The sequence below is a fragment of the Enterobacter sp. BWH52 genome (assembly GCF_001037565.1).
GTDB classification, from domain to species: Bacteria; Pseudomonadota; Gammaproteobacteria; order Enterobacterales; family Enterobacteriaceae; genus Enterobacter; species Enterobacter hormaechei_C.
In genome coordinates this window covers 4,346,998-4,366,172 of the sequence record NZ_KQ089854.1, presented here as the reverse complement: position 1 = coordinate 4,366,172, position 19,175 = coordinate 4,346,998, and the positions used below count along the sequence as shown (strand labels likewise).

At 55.6% G+C, this 19,175-nt stretch carries 15 protein-coding genes; 8 read left to right on the top strand and 7 right to left on the bottom strand.

Annotated features, from left to right (window positions below):
- Positions 1–73 precede the first annotated feature (73 nt).
- The 3 genes from hmsP (at position 74) to SK47_RS20690 (ending at position 5,239) form a co-directional block, all read left to right on the top strand.
- Positions 74–2,080, top strand: coding sequence for a biofilm formation regulator HmsP (gene hmsP, locus SK47_RS20700; protein ID WP_023315002.1), 2,007 nt, complete (start codon positions 74–76; stop codon positions 2,078–2,080).
- Positions 2,081–2,239: 159 nt separating this feature from the next.
- The gene (gene dctA, locus SK47_RS20695; RefSeq protein WP_015571524.1) at positions 2,240–3,526 is read left to right on the top strand and encodes a C4-dicarboxylate transporter DctC; all 1,287 of its coding nucleotides are present in this window, start codon (positions 2,240–2,242) and stop codon (positions 3,524–3,526) included.
- Between the two features lie 222 nt (positions 3,527–3,748).
- Positions 3,749–5,239, top strand: coding sequence for a M16 family metallopeptidase (locus SK47_RS20690; protein WP_048245016.1), 1,491 nt, complete (start codon positions 3,749–3,751; stop codon positions 5,237–5,239).
- Between the two features lie 61 nt (positions 5,240–5,300).
- Here SK47_RS20690 and SK47_RS20685 read toward each other — a convergent pair whose 3' ends face one another.
- Positions 5,301–6,230, bottom strand: a complete 930-nt coding sequence (locus SK47_RS20685) for a 2-dehydro-3-deoxygluconokinase (protein WP_003861191.1) — start codon at positions 6,228–6,230, stop codon at positions 5,301–5,303.
- Positions 6,231–6,460: 230 nt separating this feature from the next.
- On the opposite strand from SK47_RS20685, the gene pdeH reads away from it, so the two are divergent.
- Together pdeH and SK47_RS20675 are read left to right on the top strand one after the other, a co-directional pair.
- Entirely contained in the window at positions 6,461–7,234 is a 774-nt protein-coding gene (gene pdeH, locus SK47_RS20680) for a cyclic-guanylate-specific phosphodiesterase (protein WP_003861193.1), read from the top strand.
- 65 nt (positions 7,235–7,299) lie between these two features.
- Positions 7,300–9,342, top strand: a complete 2,043-nt coding sequence (locus SK47_RS20675) for an AsmA family protein (RefSeq protein ID WP_048245014.1) — start codon at positions 7,300–7,302, stop codon at positions 9,340–9,342.
- A gap of 250 nt (positions 9,343–9,592) precedes the next feature.
- On the opposite strand, the gene SK47_RS20670 is transcribed toward SK47_RS20675, so the two are convergent.
- From SK47_RS20670 to SK47_RS20660, 3 genes are all read right to left on the bottom strand, one after another.
- Positions 9,593–10,915, bottom strand: coding sequence for an MFS transporter (locus tag SK47_RS20670; RefSeq protein WP_003861198.1), 1,323 nt, complete (start codon positions 10,913–10,915; stop codon positions 9,593–9,595).
- Positions 10,916–11,175: 260 nt separating this feature from the next.
- Entirely contained in the window at positions 11,176–12,201 is a 1,026-nt protein-coding gene (gene yhjD / locus SK47_RS20665; RefSeq protein ID WP_003861199.1) for an inner membrane protein YhjD, read from the bottom strand.
- A gap of 50 nt (positions 12,202–12,251) precedes the next feature.
- Positions 12,252–13,151, bottom strand: a complete 900-nt coding sequence (locus SK47_RS20660) for a LysR family transcriptional regulator (protein ID WP_032608090.1) — start codon at positions 13,149–13,151, stop codon at positions 12,252–12,254.
- 119 nt (positions 13,152–13,270) lie between these two features.
- Between SK47_RS20660 and SK47_RS20655 the strand changes: the two genes are divergently transcribed.
- Positions 13,271–14,029: an SDR family NAD(P)-dependent oxidoreductase gene (locus SK47_RS20655; RefSeq protein ID WP_023323855.1), complete on the top strand. Its 759-nt coding sequence runs from the start codon at positions 13,271–13,273 to the stop codon at positions 14,027–14,029.
- Between the two features lie 173 nt (positions 14,030–14,202).
- A complete protein-coding gene (locus SK47_RS20650; protein ID WP_047654403.1) occupies positions 14,203–14,805 on the top strand; it encodes a helix-turn-helix transcriptional regulator in 603 nt (200 codons plus the stop codon).
- On the opposite strand, the gene SK47_RS20645 is transcribed toward SK47_RS20650, so the two are convergent.
- Both SK47_RS20645 and SK47_RS20640 read right to left on the bottom strand, forming a co-directional pair.
- Entirely contained in the window at positions 14,784–15,122 is a 339-nt protein-coding gene (locus SK47_RS20645) for a lysozyme (protein ID WP_003861206.1), read from the bottom strand. The two genes, SK47_RS20650 and SK47_RS20645, sit on opposite strands and share 22 nt — an antisense overlap.
- 77 nt (positions 15,123–15,199) lie before the next feature.
- Positions 15,200–15,733: a GNAT family N-acetyltransferase gene (locus SK47_RS20640; protein WP_045336181.1), complete on the bottom strand. Its 534-nt coding sequence runs from the start codon at positions 15,731–15,733 to the stop codon at positions 15,200–15,202.
- A gap of 146 nt (positions 15,734–15,879) precedes the next feature.
- Between SK47_RS20640 and SK47_RS20635 the strand changes: the two genes are divergently transcribed.
- Positions 15,880–17,466 carry an STY4199 family HEPN domain-containing protein gene (locus SK47_RS20635; protein WP_023314994.1) on the top strand — a complete coding sequence of 529 codons (1,587 nt, stop codon included), beginning with the start codon at positions 15,880–15,882 and terminating at the stop codon, positions 17,464–17,466.
- Between the two features lie 47 nt (positions 17,467–17,513).
- Here SK47_RS20635 and SK47_RS20630 read toward each other — a convergent pair whose 3' ends face one another.
- The gene (locus SK47_RS20630; protein WP_003861211.1) at positions 17,514–19,163 is read right to left on the bottom strand and encodes an alpha,alpha-trehalase; all 1,650 of its coding nucleotides are present in this window, start codon (positions 19,161–19,163) and stop codon (positions 17,514–17,516) included.
- Positions 19,164–19,175 lie beyond the last annotated feature (12 nt).

The window sequence follows — 19,175 nt, the reverse complement described above, 5'->3', positions numbered from 1 at the left end:
TATCGGGTATACTCGGACGCACCAGGTTTACACCCTGGTGCGCCCTGCGCTTCGAGTTTTGTGGAGAGTCATTTTGCGTGTCAGCCGTTCCTTAACGATCAAACAGATGGCGATGGTGTCTGCCGTCACAATGCTGTTTGTCTTCATCTTCTGCGTCATTTTGCTGTTTCACTCCGTACAGCAGAATCGCTACAACACGGCTTCGCAACTGGAAAGTATTGCCCGCTCGGTGCGGGAACCCCTGTCAGCCTCGATCCTGAAAGGGGATATCCCCGAGGCGGAATCCATCCTGAAGCGCATTCAGCCCGCTGGTATCGTGAGCCGCGCGGATGTTGTACTGCCGAACCAGTTCCAGGCGCTGCGGATGAGCTTTATCCCGGAGCGTTCCGTCCCGATGATGGTGATGCGCCTGTTTGAACTGCCGGTGCAAATTTCCCTGCCTCTCTATTCCCTGGAAAGACCGGCTAACCCGCAACCGTTGGCCTACCTGGTGCTACAGGCCGACTCGTACCGCATGTATAAATTCGTCATGAGTTGGGTTGCTACATTAGTGACCACTTACTTACTTTTGACATTAATGCTGAGCGTGGCGCTGACGTGGTGTATCAACCGGTTAATTGTGCATCCGTTGCGCCGCATAGCCCGGGAGCTGAACGACCTCTCTCCACAGGAGCACATGGGGCATCAGCTTCCGTTGCCGCGCCTGCATCACGATGATGAAATTGGCATGCTGGTCCGCAGTTACAATATCAACCAGCAGCGTGTCCTGCGTCAGCAGGAAGAGCTCAGTAGCAACGCCACCCGTTTTCCGGTATCTGATCTGCCAAACAAAGCGTTTTTAATGGCCTTGCTGGAGCAGACCGTCGCCCGCCAGCAGACCACCGCGCTGATGGTGATTGCCTGCGAAACCTTGCAGGACACGGCGGGCGTGCTGAAAGAGAGCCAGCGCGAAATGCTGTTACTAACGCTGGTGGAAAAGGTGAAATCCGTTCTGGCGCCGCGCATGGTGCTCACCCAGGTCAGCGGCTATGACCTGGTGGTGATCGCGCACGGTGTTAAAGAGCCGTGGCACGCCATTACGCTAGGTCAGCAAGTACTCACTGTCATTAATGAGCGGCTGCCCATTCAGGGTATCCAGCTTCGCCCGAGCGCCAGCATCGGTATTGCGATGTACTACGGGGGGCTGACCGCCGAGCAGCTTTATCGTCGGGCTTTCTCGGCCGCGTTCACCGCGCGCCGGAAAGGGAAAAACCAGATCCAGTTCTTTGATCCGGAGCAGATGGAAAAAGCCCAGCAGCGCCTGACGGAAGAGAGCGACATTCTGACGGCGATGGACAATCGCCAGTTTGCGCTCTGGCTACAGCCCCAGGTCAATTTGCGCACGGGTGAAGTGACCAGCGCCGAAGCGTTGCTGCGTATGCAACAGCCGGACGGCACGTGGGAGCTGCCTGAAGGGATGATCGAACGTATCGAGTCCTGCGGCCTGATGGTCACCGTCGGCTACTGGGTGCTGGAAGAGTCTTGCCGCCAGCTTGCGGCCTGGCAACAACGGGGCATCACGCTGCCGCTGTCGGTGAATCTCTCTGCGCTACAGCTGATGCACCCGACCATGGTGCCGGAGATGCTTGAGTTGATCCATCGCTACCGCATCCAGCCCCACACGTTGATCCTGGAAGTCACCGAGAGCCGTTGTATCGATAATCCTGACGACGCTGTCGCCATCCTGAAACCGCTGCGTAATGCCGGGATCCGCATTGCGCTGGACGATTTCGGTATGGGGTATTCCGGCCTGCGTCAGCTCCAGCACATGAAAACGTTGCCGGTGGACGTCCTGAAAATCGACAAAACCTTTGTGGAAGGGCTGCCGGAAGATTGCAGCCTGGTGCAGGCCATTATTCAGATGGCGCACAGCCTGAATCTGCACGTCATTGCCGAGGGTATTGAAACCGACGCCCAGCGTGAGTGGCTGGCTGCGGCGGGCGTAGAGAGCGGACAGGGCTTCCTGTTTGATCGCGCCGTACCGACGGATATCTTTGAGCAACGCTATCTCGCCGACGCTGGCAATAACGCAAAAGTGTAATTTTGTTGCTGGCTTGTGCGAGCCAGCTCAAAGTTCTTAACATTTGTGTTTCAAATTTGAACCCCGTTTATTTCTGTCCTGTTATGTGGGTGTTATTTTAAAGCCGCAGGTTAACCATAACCTTACAAAGCCTGTAGTTTTTCTTTCCAGGGACACCCTATGAAAACCTCACTCTTCAAAAGTCTTTACTTCCAGGTCCTGACAGCCATCGCCATCGGTATTCTGCTCGGTCACTACTACCCGGAGCTGGGCGCGCAGATGAAACCGCTTGGCGACGCGTTCGTTAAGCTCATCAAAATGATCATCGCGCCGGTCATTTTCTGTACCGTGGTGACCGGTATCGCTGGCATGGAAAGCATGAAGGCGGTCGGGCGTACGGGGGCGGTTGCCCTGCTGTACTTCGAGATTGTCAGTACCATCGCGCTGATTATCGGCCTGATTATTGTCAACGTGGTACAGCCTGGCGCGGGTATGAACGTTGACCCGGCCACGCTGGATGCGAAAGCGGTGGCGGTTTACGCTGAACAGGCGAAAGATCAGGGGATTGTTGCCTTCCTGCTGGACGTGATCCCGAGCAGCGTGATTGGCGCGTTCGCCAGCGGAAACATCCTCCAGGTACTGCTGTTTGCCGTGCTGTTTGGCTTTGCCCTGCACCGTCTTGGCAGCAAAGGCCAGCTGATTTTTAACGTCATTGAAAGCTTCTCGCAGGTTATCTTCGGCATCATCAACATGATTATGCGTCTGGCCCCGATTGGCGCCTTTGGCGCGATGGCCTTCACCATCGGGAAATACGGCGTCGGCACGCTGGTACAGCTGGGCCAGCTGATCGTCTGCTTCTACATCACCTGTATTCTGTTTGTGGTGGTGGTGCTCGGCTCCATCGCCCGTGCGACCGGCTTCAGCATCTTCAAATTTATTCGTTACATTCGTGAAGAGCTGCTGATTGTCCTCGGCACATCCTCTTCGGAGTCCGCGTTGCCGCGTATGCTCGATAAAATGGAAAAGCTGGGCTGCCGTAAGTCAGTGGTGGGGCTGGTTATTCCTACGGGCTACTCTTTTAACCTGGATGGCACCTCGATATACCTGACGATGGCGGCGGTCTTTATTGCCCAGGCCACTAACAGCCACATGGATATCTTCCATCAGATTACGCTGCTGGTGGTGCTTCTGCTCTCTTCAAAAGGGGCGGCGGGCGTAACGGGCAGCGGATTTATCGTGCTGGCGGCCACCATTTCGGCGGTGGGCCATCTGCCGGTAGCGGGCCTGGCCCTGATCCTCGGTATTGACCGCTTTATGTCTGAAGCCCGTGCGTTAACCAACCTGGTCGGCAATGGCGTGGCGACGATTGTGGTGGCGAAGTGGGTGAAAGAGCTGGATCACAAGAAGCTTAACGATACGCTGAATAACCGCACATCTGAGGACAAAACCCCCGGTTTATCCTCTTAATCCCTCATAAATGCCCGTATTCCCTTGTGGGGATGCGGGCACCTGCGCATAATAACCGTTCATACCTGTCATAATTCGACAAGATTTTTTTTGGGTATATTTCACTTCCGCCCGTGACGTTTAGCTGAACACGCTGTCTAATCGGAAGGTTTTCATCGTCATCTTTGAGTGCTCACGTCGCGAGACACTCTCTTTAACCAGGAATGTTGATCAGGGGTTCACATGCAGGGCACAAAAATTCGACTCTTAACCGGCGGTTTGCTGATGATGGCAGCAGCCAGTTATGTGCAGGCAGATGCGCTCCAGCCAGACCCGGCCTGGCAACAGGGAACACTGGCGAACGGTTTCCAGTGGCAGGTATTATCCACTCCGCAACGTCCGAGCGATCGCATTGAAATCCGTCTTTCTGTGAATACCGGCTCCCTCACTGAAAGCACCCAGCAGACCGGCTTAAGCCACTTTATTCCTCGACTGGCGCTCACCCAGAGCGGCAGTTTGCAGGCGGTTCAGGTGCGTTCTTTATGGCAACAGGCCATCGATCCGAAACGCCCGCTGCCCCCGGCTGTGGTCTCCTATGACTACACCATGTTTAACCTGAGCCTGCCCAACAACCGTAACGATCTGCTTAAAGAAGCGCTTACCTATCTATCCGATGCCACCGGCAAACTGGCGATTACGCCTGAGACCGTAAACTATGCGTTGAGCAACAGCGACATGGTGGCGACCTGGCCGACGGATACCAAAGAAGGCTGGTGGCGCTACCGCCTGAAAGGGTCCACGCTGCTTGGCCACGACCCGGCAGAACCGCTGAAACAGCCGGTGGATGCAGAGCAGGTGAAATCTTTCTACCAGCAGTGGTACACCCCGGATGCCATGACCCTCATTGTAGTGGGCAACGTGGACAGCCGTGCGGTGATAGAGCAGATCAACAAAGCCTTTGGCGATCTGAAAGGGAAGCGTGAAACGCCTGCCCCTGTTCCTACCTTGTCCCCGCTGCGTCCTGAGACGGTCAGCATCATGACGGATACCGTGCGTCAGGATCGTCTTTCAATGATGTGGGATACGGCCTGGCAGCCGATCCGTGAGTCTTCTGCGCTGCAGCGTTACTGGCGTGCGGATCTCGCGCGTGAAGCGCTGTTCTGGCACGTTCAGCAGACGCTCAGCAAGAACAACGTGAAAGATATTGGCCTGGGCTTTGACTGCCGTGTGCTGTTCCAGCGCGCCCAGTGCGCCATTAACGTGGAATCGCCGGGCGATAAGCTCAATGCCAATCTCGGCGTGGTGGCGAAAGAGCTGGCTAAAGTGCGTAAAGAGGGCCTGTCTGAAGAGGAGTTTAACGCGCTGGTGGCGCAGAAATCCCTTGAATTGCAGAAACTGTTCGCCACCTATGCCCGCGCCGATACCGATATCTTAATCAGCCAGCGCATTCGCTCCTTGCAGAATCAGGTGGTGGATATCGCGCCGGAGCAGTATCAGAAACTGCGTCAGGACTTCCTGAACGGTCTGACCGTGGAGATGCTGAATCAGGATCTGCGCCAGCAGTTGTCGCAGGATATGGCGTTGATTCTGTTACAGCCGAAAGGTGAGCCGGAATATGACATGAAAGAGTTGAAGGCCACCTGGAACGCCATCATGGCGACGGCGCCGCAGCCAGCGCAAACGGCAGCCGATGATTTACATCAGGATGCGAGCGATATTCCGCAGGGCCAGTAAGCCCTGCGTCCCCTCTCCCTGTGGGAGAGGGTTAGGGTGAGGGCATCAGCCCGCCCAGTCCTTAAGCAGGCATCGCCTCGCGCGGAATAATCGCTCCGCGATACTGAATCACCGTGCTGGCCGTTAAATGACCGCGCTGCGCCGCCGCTTCCGGCGTACCTCCCGTCAGACGTACCGCCAGATACCCCGCGCTGAAAGAATCTCCCGCCGCAGTGGTATCGATCACTTTCTCTTTCGCCAGCTTCACCGCCGGGACCTCTGTCACGGCTTCACCTGCAACCGCCACCAGGCAAGACTCCGCCCCACGCTTGATCACCACTTCGCTGACCCCGGCAGCCTGCGTCCGGGCGATGACCTCATCAACCGGTTTTTCGCCCCACAGAGCATCTTCATCATCCAGCGTCAGGAAGGCGATATCGGTGCATTCGAGCATCTGCTGGTAGACCTGCTGCGTCTCTTCGCGGCTGGCCCACAAACGTGGACGGTAGTTGTTATCGAAAATCACCTTACCGCCATTGGCACGGCATTCGCGCAGCAGTGACAGCAGCTTTTCACGGCTCTCCTGGCTCAGGATCGCCAGGCTGATCCCGCTCAGGTAGAGATAATCGAAGGTCGCCAGTTCTTCGCAAATGGCAGCGGCGGCCTCGCTTTCCAGCCAGAATTTGGCGGCCGCTTCATTACGCCAGTAATAGAAGGTGCGCTCGCCGGTGCTGTCGGTTTCGATGTAGTACAAACCCGGCAGGCGGTTTTCCATTCGCTGGATCAGCGAGGTCCCAACGTTTTCACCCTGCCAGGCTTCCAGCATCTGCTGGCTGAAGCTGTCCGTTCCCAGCGCGGTAACGTAGCTCACGCTCAGCGCGTCGGGGGAGACCTGACGGGCAATGTAAACGGAGGTGTTCAATGTATCGCCACCAAAACCGCGGCTGACTTCCGCGCCTTTCTGGGACAGCTCAATCATGCATTCGCCAATCACGGCAATTTTTTTAGACATAGTCGTGAACCTGAACAAAGTAATTAAGGGTAGTGTGCGCTGTGTGTTTTTTATGGTCAACTATATTAAAACGACGTTCCATTATTTTTTTTGAGCCAGCGCGTATTCCGGCATATTTCTGTCATCTTAATTTCATTTTCCCGGTGAATTGAACATAAAGTTCTCACCTGGCGGGCCGATAACTCAGTGACGAGTCCAGAAAGGCTATCCCATACAACAGGACATCCGAAATGAAGTCAGAGCAGGTTATCCAGCGGCTGAGCACTACGCCTGAGGCAAGTATTGAGAACTTGCAGGAGCATCGCTACTGGCTGCAATGTGAGCGAGCGTACACTTATCAGCCCATCTACCGTACCGACGGTCGGTTAATGGCGATTGAGGTGTTAACGGTCGTCACTCATCCATCGAATCCTTCACAGCGTATTGCACCGGACCGCTATTTTGCGGAGGTTGCCGTGCGTCAGCGTATCGACGTGCTGGAAGAGCAGCTGAGAATGCTGGCGACGAAGCAGGCGTTCTTCGAGCAGCACGGTATTCTGGCGTCGGTGAACGTGGATGGCCCCACCCTGATGGCGTTACGTCAGAATGCGACGTTGCAGGCGCTGATTGCTACCTTGCCGTGGATGCGCTTCGAGCTGGTGGAACATGTTCAGCTGCCGCAGGACTCCTCGTTTGCCTCGATGTGTGAGTTTGGCCCGCTGTGGCTGGATGATTTCGGTACCGGTATGGCCAATTTCTCCGCCCTGAGCGAAGTGCGTTATGACTACATCAAAGTGGCCCGCGATCTGTTTATCATGCTGCGCCAGACGCCGGAGGGACGGAACCTGTTTACGATGCTCCTGCAACTGATGAACCGCTATTGCCAGGGCGTCATTGTGGAAGGCGTAGAAACGCTGGAGGAGTGGCGCGACGTGCAAAATTCCCCGGCAGCGGCGGCACAGGGTTATTTCCTCTCTCGTCCTGTCCCCATGGATACCCTGGAAAAGGTGATAACCAGCCTCTGATCTGCCCGCTTCCCTTTGTCTGAACTATAGTTTTAGAGGCAAGTTCATCAGGAAAGGGGACAACAATGACAAAAACAACCAGGGTGATTTCCTGGACAGCAGGGATTTTCTTGTTGCTGATCGTGGTCTTAATCATCATTATCGCCACGTTTGACTGGAACCGCCTCAAACCGACCATCAACCAGAAAGTCTCAACCGAGCTGAACCGCCCCTTCGCAATACGTGGCGATTTGGGCGTCGTGTGGGAGCGCCAGAAAGAGGAAACTGGCTGGCGGAGCTGGGTGCCCTGGCCGCACGTTCATGCCGACGATATTATTCTCGGTAACCCGCCCGACATTCCCGAAGTAACCATGATCCACCTGCCGCGAGTGGAAGCCACGCTGGCGCCGTTAGCCCTGTTAACCAGAACGGTGTATCTGCCGTGGATCAAACTCCAGCAGCCCGACGCGCGGCTGATTCGCCTGTCAGAGAAAAACAACAACTGGACGTTCGATCTCGCCAGCAGCAGCGATAAAGATCAGAATGCGCAGCCCTCTTCGTGGTCTTTCCGCCTCGACAATATTCTGTTCGATCGGGGGCGGATCGCCATTGACGATAAAGTGAGTAAGGCTGACGTGGAGATCCTCGTCGATCCGCTGGGCAAGCCGCTGCCGTTTAGCGAAGTAACGGGCAGCAAAGCCAAAGGCGATGACAGCAAAGCGGGCGATTACGTCTTTGGCCTGACGGCGAAAGGGCGCTACAACGGCCAGCCGCTCACCGGTAAAGGCAAAATCGGCGGCATGCTGGCGCTCAGGAGCGAGGGCACGCCGTTCCCGGTGCAGGCGGATTTCCGCTCGGGCAATACCCGCGTGGCGTTCGTGGGCACGGTTAACGACCCGATGAACATGGGCGGCGTCGACCTCCAGCTTAAGTTTGCCGGTGATTCGCTGGGGGAACTGTACGATCTCACCGGCGTACTGCTGCCGGATACTCCGCCGTTTGAAACGGACGGGCACCTGGTTGCCAAAATCAACACCGAAAAATCGTCCGTCTTTGACTACCGTGGATTCAACGGCCGCATCGGCGACAGCGATATCCACGGCACGCTGACCTACACCACCGGTAAACCGCGCCCGAAACTGGAGGGGGACGTTGAATCCCGCCAGCTGCGTCTGGCCGATCTTGGTCCGCTGATTGGCGTAGATTCGGGCAAAGGCACGAAGTCTAAAGAGGTTAAAAAGGACGTTCAGCCTGCGGGTAAAGTGCTGCCCTATGACCGCTTCGAAACCGACAAATGGGACGTGATGGATGCGGATGTGCGCTTCAAAGGACGTAAAATCGAGCATGGCAGCACGCTGCCGCTGAGCAACCTCTCGACCCATATCATCCTGAAAAACGCCGACCTGCGCCTGCAACCGCTGAAGTTTGGCATGGCCGGGGGAACCATTTCATCGAATATCCACCTGGAGGGGGATAAAAAGCCGATGCAGGGAAGGGCGGAGATCCAGGCGCGTCGGCTGAAGCTGAAAGAGCTGATGCCGGACGTGGAACTGATGCAGAAAACCCTCGGTGAGATGAACGGCGACGCGGATATTCGCGGCACGGGTAACTCCGTAGCGGCGCTGCTGGCCAGCGGAAACGGCAACCTGAAACTGCTGATGAACGACGGGCTGGTGAGCCGTAACCTGATGGAGATCCTGGGGCTGAACGTCGGGAACTTTATCATCGGGCAAATCTTCGGTGACGACGAAGTACGCGTTAACTGCGCGGCGGCAAATCTGGATCTGGTCAACGGCGTGGCGCGTCCGCAGATCTTCGCCTTCGACACGGAAAACGCGGTTATCAACGTCACCGGTACCGCCAGCATGGCGTCCGAGCAGCTCGATTTAACCATCGATCCGGAAAGTAAAGGCATTCGTATCATCACCCTGCGCTCGCCGCTGTACGTTCGCGGAACCTTCAAAGATCCGCAGGCGGGCGTGAAGGCTGGGCCGTTGATTGCGCGTGGTGCGGTCGCCGCCGCGCTCGCTACACTGGTGACCCCTGCGGCGGCGCTGCTGGCGTTGATTTCGCCGTCAGAAGGCGAAGCGAATCAGTGTCGGACGATTTTGTCGCAGATGAAGAAGTAGTCCCGTTTCTCCCTCTCCCTGTGGGGTGAGGGATCCCCACAAAATAATGCCTGCACAGACGGCCCCCTCTCCCTTGAGGGAGAGGGCTGGGGTGAGGGGGAACATACGGCTCTGGTGGTCATTCCGTTCACGTTATGTTCCTTACTACTCTGTCACAACATAACCGGTGAACGTGCCAGGGTGGCTCAGTCGCCACCACCCTGGCGACCCGCCCTCTCGGCGCATCCCCGCGCCTCGCCCCGGCATTCACTTACAGCGCCTGATGCTTCGTCTCATGCGTCAGCAGCAACGCAATCAGCGTCAGCGCTGCCATTGCCGCCAGATAGACACCCACATAGAACAGGCCATAGTTTGCCTGAAGCCAGGTGGCGATATACGGGGCTACCGAGGCGCCCAGAATCGACGAAACGTTATAGGAGAACGAGGCGCCGGTGTAACGCACTTCAGTCGGGAACAGCTCCGGCAGCAGCGCGCCCATTGGGCCAAAGGTCAGCCCCATCAGGCTCAGGCCAATCAGCAGATACGCCATCACCAGCGCAGGGCTACCTGAACCCAGCAGCGGCGGGAAGACAAACAGCGCGAACAGAATAATCAGGGAGGTGATGACGATCATGCTTGAACGACGGCCAAATTTATCCGCCAGCAGGCCCGCGATAGGCACCATCACACCAAATCCGATGACCGCCATCATCAGCATCCACAACACTTCGTTACGTGGCAGGCCCAGGCCGACCGGCGCGGCGGCAGTACTGAAGGTCATGGAGTAAACGGTCATGATGTAGAACAGCGTGTAGGTCGCCAGCATGATGAACGTGCCCAGCACGGTCACGCGGAGGTGTTTGGTCAGCAGCGTCCCCAGCGGAACTTTAACCTGCTTTTTCGCTGCGGCGACTTTAGCAAAGACCGGCGTCTCGTGCAGCGACACGCGCACGTACAGGCCAATCAGCACCAGCACAGCAGAGAAGACAAACGGAATACGCCAGCCCCAGCTCATGAACTGTTCATCGGTCAGCAGCCAGGAGAGGAGCAGGAAGGTGCCGTTAGCAAAGAAGAACCCAATCGGTGCGCCCAGCTGCGGGAAAGAGCCATACAGGGCACGCTTGCGCGCCGGAGCGTTTTCGGTCGCCAGCAGTGCCGCGCCGCCCCATTCCCCGCCCAGCCCCAGACCCTGACCAAAGCGCGCCAGCGCCAGCAGCACAGGCGCCAGAATGCCGATAGTTTCATAGGTCGGCAGCAGGCCGATGGCGACGGTGGAGATCCCCATCGTCAGCAGCGAGGCAACCAGCGTCACTTTACGGCCAACGCGATCGCCAAAATGCCCAAAGACCGCTGAACCAATCGGACGCGCAACGAAGGCGATAGCAAAGGTGGCTAAAGACTGTAGCGTGGCTGCCGTCGGGTCGCCCTGAGGGAAGAAAATATGCGGAAAGACAATGACCGCAGCGGTGGCGTAAATATAAAAGTCGAAGAACTCAATGGCGGTGCCAATCAGCGATGCGACGACGACTTTATTGCGCGAGTTGACCGGAACGTGTTCCGCCCCTTCGTTAAGTGTGGTGGCTGTTGCTTGCATAATATTTTCTTATTTTTGGACGAACGAAGGGCCATATTAGGCATAGCAAAAGCGACATTTCAATCTGTAACAAAGGCGTGGCGTGGTCATAAAAGCAACAAAAAGCGGATAATTTTCAGACCAGCGAAAACACTTCTATGAAATGCTTCACACTTTTTAAATATCAGTCATTAAAACTGGTTTTGCGTTAAATAAAAGTTACGGACTGGATTTATATGCTGAAATGGCGGATCGGGCTGAAATATCAGCCCGACAGGACATCAGCGGTGGGTTTTACCCGGCATGCGCGGGTCATCTTTATACTCAGCCGTGGCGATCCACGCGGCGCAGAACAGCGTCAGGCGAGCGAAGAAATAGAAGAAAGCCATCAGCCCCAGCACCGAACCAAAGGCCGCGCCGGAGGGCGACTTCACCAGCGACGGCAGCGTATAGGTCATCACAATTTTGATCACTTCAAAGCCAATGGCGGCAATCAACGTCCCACGGATCAGCGCCTTCTTGCGCGGCCGATGGCGGGGCAAACGCCAGAAGATCCAGAAGAACAGCAGGTAGTTAGCAAAGATGGAGATGGCAAGCCCTATACCGCGCCAGGCCGGTTTCAGCCATTCAATGTAATCCAGGTACAGCGCGGAGATAATCATCTGCTGCGCGGAACCGGCGACCGAGGTGATAGAGAGCGTGATGACCAGCGCCACCAGCAGCCCAATCAGCGAAATAAAGTCGCGCAGATACTTCACCCATATCTTCTCCTGATCCTGCGGTCTACGCTCCCAGACGTCACGCGACTGGGCGCGAATAGCCTCACGCAGGTTGCCCATCCAGTTCACCCCGGAATAGAGCGCAATCAGTAACCCGACGATACCCACGGTGGTACGCTGCTGCACGGCGGTATTGATGGTGCTTTTGAGCGTTGTGGCGAGCGTCTGGTCGCTGACGTTGGTCAGGATCTTATTGAAGATGTCCTGCAACAGCGTCGGGTGAGACGCCAGCACAAAACCGGCGGCGGCAAATGACACCATCAGAATGGGGATCATCGACAGGAACGAGAAATAGGTAATCGCCGCGCCAAACTGATTTCCCATGCGGTCGTTAAAGCGCTCAGCGGCGCGTATCAGGTGAGCAATCGCGGGTATCTGCTGAATTTTTTCGGCTATGCCGGTCACGGTACCCAGCGCTTTGCTGGCCGTTCCAGGCTCTTTCGGCGCTTCAGGCTCGTTATCCATCTTTTTGATGGGTTCATAATCTAAATGTTGAGTCGGTCGTTGCGGGTTATTTTCCGGCGTCACGCGCATTTTCCTTTTCGTTGAGCTGGATGTTACTGAATTATAGCTTGCGACTAGTCCACGTAACCTTTTGTGAGTTCGGTAAGCCACTCCATAAACACATGCACCCGACGGGAGAGGTTACGGCGGTGGGGATAAATGAGGGAGACGGGCATTGGTTCAGCCCGATATTGCGGCAGGATCTCAACGAGTTTTTTCGTGCGCAGGGCATCACGCACCCCGACGCGCGGGACCTGAATAATCCCAAGCCCGGCGATACAGGCGGCCTGGTAGGTTTCTGTGCTGTTAACCGACAATACGCCTCCCGTTTTTACCCACCGGGTCGCGCTGCCGTTGTAATACTCAAAACCCTGCGGACGGGTGCCCAGCGTGGCGGAGTAGTGAATGAGGGCATGCGAAGCCAAATCGTCCAGCGTCTCAGGGTAGCCGAATCGCGTCAGATAATCCGGGCTGGCGCAATTAATCACCGAGAGTTTCCCAAGCGGCCGGGCGATAAGCCCGGAGTCCTTTAAGTTTCCCACGCGAACCACGCAGTCAAATCCTTCGCGGATGACATCGACCAGACGATCGCTGCTACTCAGCTCCAGTTCAATGCCGGGAAACTGTTGTAAAAATGCAGGCAGTTTCGGAATGACGACATTTCGCGCAATGGCAACGGGCATATCCACACGTAGCCGACCACTGATGGTTGAAGGGTCGTGCAGAAACATGCCGTCCAGTTCGTCCAGATTCATCAGCAGATCTTTGGCGCGCTCGTAATAAACCATGCCGTCCTGCGTCAGGCTGACGCGGCGGGTAGTGCGGTGCAGCAGCTGCGTGCCCAGCGCGTTTTCCAGTGCCTGGATCTGTCGCGATACGCTCCCCTTCGGCAGGCTTAACGTCTCCGCCGCGCGGGAAAAACTCTCCAGTTCCGCGACCCGAAGGAAAAGCTGCATTGCGTGTATTTTATCCATAGATGTTGGTCATTGTTGTTAAGAATGAAACAGTGAAGCGCTCACGGCACTATTTATTGATTTTCTACCATCTAATAAGCTCTTTCTCAATCTTCATCACAGCCGAAACGAGGTGAATTATGAGTGAACGTATTGCTTTAGTGACGGGCGGTAGCCGCGGCCTGGGTAAAAATGCCGTTTTGAAGCTGGCCGCGGAAGGGACAGGCATTATCCTCACCTGGAACAACAGCCAGCAGGAGGCGCAGGAAGTTGTGCGCGAAATCGAGGGAAAAGGCGGAAAAGCGGCAGCATTGCAGCTTAACGTCGGCGATACGGCAAGCTTTTCGCGCTTTGCTCAAAAGGTGAAGGATACCCTTAAACACGTCTGGCAACGTGACACCTTTGACTATTTAGTGAACAACGCAGGTACAGGGTTATATGCACCCTATACCGAGACGACCGAGGCGCAGTTTGATGATGCGATGAACATTCACTTCAAAGGACCGTTTTTCCTCACGCAACAGCTGCTGCCGCTCATAAAAGACGGAGGGCGGATCCTGAACGTCTCCAGCGGACTGGCCCGTTTTACTCAGCCCGGTTCAGGAACCTACGCGGCAATGAAAGGGGCGATGGAGGTGCTGACCCGCTATCAGGCAAAAGAGCTTGGCGCGCGCGGAATTTCCGTCAATATCATCGCGCCCGGCGCGATTGAAACCGACTTTGGGGGCGGGCGAGTGCGGGATAATGCGGAGCTTAACCAGCTGCTGGCCTCGCAGACAGCGCTGGGACGCGTGGGCCTGCCCGATGATATTGGTGACGCCATTGCGGCGTTGCTCAGTGACAAACTGGGCTGGATGAATGCGCAACGTATTGAAGTTTCAGGCGGTATGTTTCTGTAATGTTCAGTCTTAAGGGGAAGGAACCCTCTTAAGGAAATCCTTAAAACAGGTATGTCTAAATGCTGGAAGATATAAAGAGAGCTGGGTGATTTGTAACCTCTCCATTCATTGAGTTTTTTCTTAAAAAATGCCTCTGTAGAATCCCCCTTCGCTATTCTCAGAGGAGTAAAACGATGCGAGTAATCATGTTTGACAGGCAGTCATTATTTATTCATGGAGCGATGTATAGTTTGCAGAAGTTAATTCCGAAAATAGATATGACAGGAACTCGTCAGACTGATGAATTATGGGCGCAATTATCCGCGTCACCCTCCGCTATCGTCATGATAGATGGGTATTTAATTCGTGATAATGGTGTGGCTTTACTGGAAGAGATTATGGATCGCTTTCCAACGTCGCGCGTGGTGTTGGTGTTAACGAAAAAAGAGCGGCGTTGGGTTGAGCAAATGTTTCAGCGCAACGTGGTGGCGATAATTCCTCGCAATGCGAATCCCGAACGCTTTTCCGCAGTGCTGGATTCTGTATCGCGAGGAATGGTCTGTTTTCCCGGCGAGTGGCTGAAGAAGCACACCTCTCAGGATGAACTGGCAGTGTTAAGCGAGCGCCAGCGTGAGGTATTGAAGTTACTGGCGGCCGGAGAGTCCAATAAAGAGATTGGACGTAATCTCAATATCAGTGCGGCAACGGTAAAAGCCCATCTTGAGGCGCTTTTCCGGCGTCTTGATGTCAAAAACCGGACGCAAGCCGCGATGTACTACACCCGGGCGACGGCCTGAAGGATCTTCTCTGGCAGAGGGGACTCTTCCCCAAAACTGAAGAGGGTTAATATCAGTGCGTCATGCTGCTGTTGGGTTAATGGGCGTTTGTTCATTTCCCGCAGCAGCGCCTCACATAATTGAATATCATTACAAAGCAAATTCTCCGCCTCAGTCGGCGTGATGAGACCGTTAAATTTTTCCCACTGGCGAATTACGTGACCATAACCAATAACCCATATTCCCTTTTCGTCACGGTATTTCTCCAGGGAAAGACCCTGTTGTTTTTTAATTAATGCGATTGCAGCAGAAGATATCTGCATTGCATAACCCGTCATAAGCGTTTCCTCTTAATGACGCGACTATAGAGGAAACGCCGCCGGGGAAATATCCGCCAAATGGCTGTTGATCAGGTTTAACTGAACGGGAATTCCTTTTTCAGTAAACCGAATAGCCAGTCGTTATGCCATTGCCCTGAAAGGAAATAACTCTCGCGCAACTCACCTTCCAGCTGAAAACCTGTTTTTTCCAGCAGTCGCCTGGAGGCGATATTTCCCGCCGTCACGGTCGCGGTGAGCCGACGGATATTGCCCTGAGTCAGCGCAAAATCACACACAGCCCGCAGAGATTCAAAGCCGTAACCTTTCCCCTGCGCAGAAGGCGCAAAGAGAAAACCGACTTCAGCACAATCTGCCTCCCGGTGCACATATCCGGTTACGCCCAGCGGCGTCCGGCTGGCCGTCTCACGCACCATAAGGCAGAGCCAGTGCGAACTGCCCGGCGTCCACGGCAACAGACGAGACTCAAAGGCTTCCCGAATGTCCGCCTCGCTACGCGCAGGGGCGACAAAACGCATTACCTCAGGATTTTGCTGTAGCGACAGAAAAAAGGGCCAGTCTTGCTCTTGCAGCGGCGAGCAGGTGAGACGCGCGGTGGTTAAGGCGGGCATGACGATCCTCCGGAGACATTGCAAATGATTATAAGGTTGTCACTTTATTTCAACAGAAAGTCAGGTATGTTTAACCTCATATAAATAAAAAGAAAAACGACTTTTAATGCCGCTTTAGCGGTACTCATTGTCTCTCAAGGAAAACAATGATGATTAGCTCATCGCATCATACCCGCGAACAGTTTGAACACTGTCTGGCGGCGATCCGTCAGGCGTCTGTTGAAATTTTACTTCTGTTGAATGTACATGTTTCTGAAGGAAAAGATCCACGCTGGTTTCTGGAGCAACTGGATAGCGCCCGCCTGGGGCTGGGCGGGTGGGGCGCTGTAGCCAGGAAGCTGAACCTGAATGATGCGGAAATGACAGCCTTTACGCTGCAATTACGCTTGCTTCAGCAGCGCGTTCCCCAGTATGAAAGCGGGCAGGATGTCAGCGAAAACCAGCTGATTGCGGCGATGCGCTTCGTCACCTCCCTTGAATATCTGCGTCTGCAACAGCCCCTCCTGACCTACGAAACCGGGAGGGTGCCAGAGAAGGAGAGCCAGCTTCAGGCGCAGAAACAGGTGCGTGCCATTGAGCTGATGATTAAAGGGCTGATACAGCAGGCGTGGCCCGACCCGGTGCGGCTGAATAATCATCTTAAGACGTTGTTTAACGCTGAACGCGTGCGTCGCTGGCTGAAAAACGGTGAAATTAATGATGTTCTGAGCGGCATGTTGTTCAGCGAACTGGCCCAGCTGCTGGTAGATAAAAAAGAATTTAGCCGCTACTACGCGCCGCTGTTTAACGCCCCGGACATGCTGACACTGCTGGTAGAGCCCCGCAAAACCCTGCAAACCTTCCTCGAAGATATTCGACAAATCCGCAACAGCATCACCGTGCAGCAGCCGTTAAGCGGAGCGCAAATCCAGCTGCTCGACTGCTATTACACGCAGATCACCCGCTCCGTTCAGCGCGCGTTTGAGGAAGGGCGGACACGCGTTAACCCGGCGGCGCTGATGGCGGTGGACGAAAGCGAGCTGCACGCGTTCTGGGAAAAGGCGCAAAAAATGGACCGCACCACAGGCGGCGATCTTTTTGAAGTGCGCGACAGTATAGAAAAACCGACTCAGCGTGCCACGCGTACGCCAGAGCAGCGCGAACAGCTGATTTCCGGCGTGCTGTGGGGAGCGGTTGGCGTGATGGTTATCGCGATTGTCGTGGGGGGATTCTGGCTGGTGAACAGCAGTAAACCGCAGCCGGCTGTGGCCAGTACGGCATCTCCCGCACCGGTGCAGGAGATGCGCGAAACGCCTTCCTCGCGAGAAACGCTGACGCGGATGGGTGTCACCTGGGATGAAAACAACTTCCGTTCAGCGATTAGCCGCAACGATACCCGGGTGGCGCTCCTGTTTTTGCAGGGCGGGATGGACTGGAAAATGTCATGGACGGAGGAGGCGTTGTCGGCAGGCTACGACGATGTGCTGGAAGTAATGTTGCGCTACCGCCTGCAAATGACAGAGCAAAAGCCCTGCCGACGCTTTATTAATACGCTTAGCCATGCGATGGCGAACGGGGAATCGCTGACGCCTATGCGTAAGCAGTACCTGAAAGCATTCTGTACCGTCCCTGCGGTGGTGAAACGCCAGCAGCACGACGCCGATATGGCAACGCGCCGCGCGAAGACGCAGCCCGATGCCAGCACAAAAAAATGGCAGTCCATCCAGACTGCCATTTATGAGGTGATTCGTTAACTTTTCCCTCTCCCCTCAGGGGAGAGGGTTAGGGTAAGGGGCAAGGCTCAAGGTTCACCATATAACCCAATCAACCGCCGCACCACGCCATTCGTCCAGCCGAAGCCATCCTGCAACGGATACTCCCCCCCGCCACCTTCGCGTGGCGTGCTGCTGGCGATGTGGTACTTCTCAATCAGCTTATGATGGGTTTTGTAGTAATGGTTCACCGTGTGCAGCCAGCTCCAGGCGATCTCATCTCCCAGCGAGTCGTTGCCGTACTGCTTGAACCCCTGGATCGCCATCCACTGGAGCGGCGCCCAGCCGTTCGGCTTATCCCACTGCTCCCCGGTTTCATATTCGGTGGCGAGAATACCGCCCGGCGTGAGCAGACGGGCTTTAACGGCATCGGACAGCCGTTCAGCCTGCTCATGCGTCGCCATGCCCACATACAGCGGCACAATGCTGGCCGCAGAGAACAGCGCCAGGGCTTCACGCCGCCAGTCGTAATCACGATAACAGCCGTTCTCTTCGTCCCACAGATAGCGGTTTACCGCCGCGCGCCGGTCGCTGGCTTTCTGGCGGAACAGATCAGCCGTCTCTTTATCCCCTTTCGACGCGGAGATGTTGGCGATAGCGCTCTCCAGTTTGAACAGGAATGCGTTCAAATCGATGGGGATAAATTGTGTTGTGCGGATGCTGGCCAGCCGCGCAGGATCGCGCAGCCAGCGGGATGAGTAATCCCATCCTGAGGCTGCCCCGGCACGCAGGTCACGGTACACCTCGTTCGGCGGACGACCAGAATGACGGGCAGTTTCAACGTCCTCAATCCACGATTCATCCCGCGGCGTATCGCGATCGTCCCAGTAACGGTTGAGCAATGAGCCATCCGGCATACGAACCGCACTGCGATAGGCCTGATTGAGCAGCAGCGATTCCGCCCCGTCCATCCAGAAGGCGTACTCCATCTTGAGGTGCTCAAGATAGCGCTTCGCCCCGCGCACGCCGTCCTCTTCAAACAGCTCCACCATCAGGGCAAAAACGGGCGGCTGGGAGCGGCTGAGATAGTAGGTGCGGTTGCCGTTCGGGATATGGCCGTAGCGCTCAATCAACCAGGCGAAGTTATCGGCCATACATTTCAGCAGATCGTTACGACCGCTTTCTGCCAGCCCCAGCATGGAGAAGTAAGAGTCCCAGTAGTAGGTCTCGCTGAATCGCCCGCCGGGCACAATATAGGCCTGCGGCAGCGCCAGCAGCGACGACCACGGGATGTGATCCTGCGGCTCGCGCGTCAGCACCGGCCACAGATTATCGATATGTTCTTTCAGGGACAGGCCGGGATCAGAGACGTACTCTTTGCTGTAGTCCTCCGGTAGCCAGAAGTGATTCTCTACAAAGCGCGCCAGGTCAAAATCACGGTGGCGACGCACCTTGCGATAGCGGATCAAAATATCCAGCGGATCCATCTTCGGCGCGCAGTCGGGAAAGGTTTTGCTGTCCGCAAACAGCCGCGACGACTGGACGTGTTCAAACAGTTCAAGGTAGCGGTCAGCGGGCGTAAGGGCATCGGACGCCGGCAGCCCTTCAATCATTTCCGGTTCCGGCTCTGCCTCGATCATCTCATCCAGTTTTAACTCACAGGGATCGGTTTCATAGCGCAGCTCTTCTGCAATATCGAACTCGATATCCTCGGCAGTCTGTAGTTTCTGGTTGAACATGGTGTTCAGGAC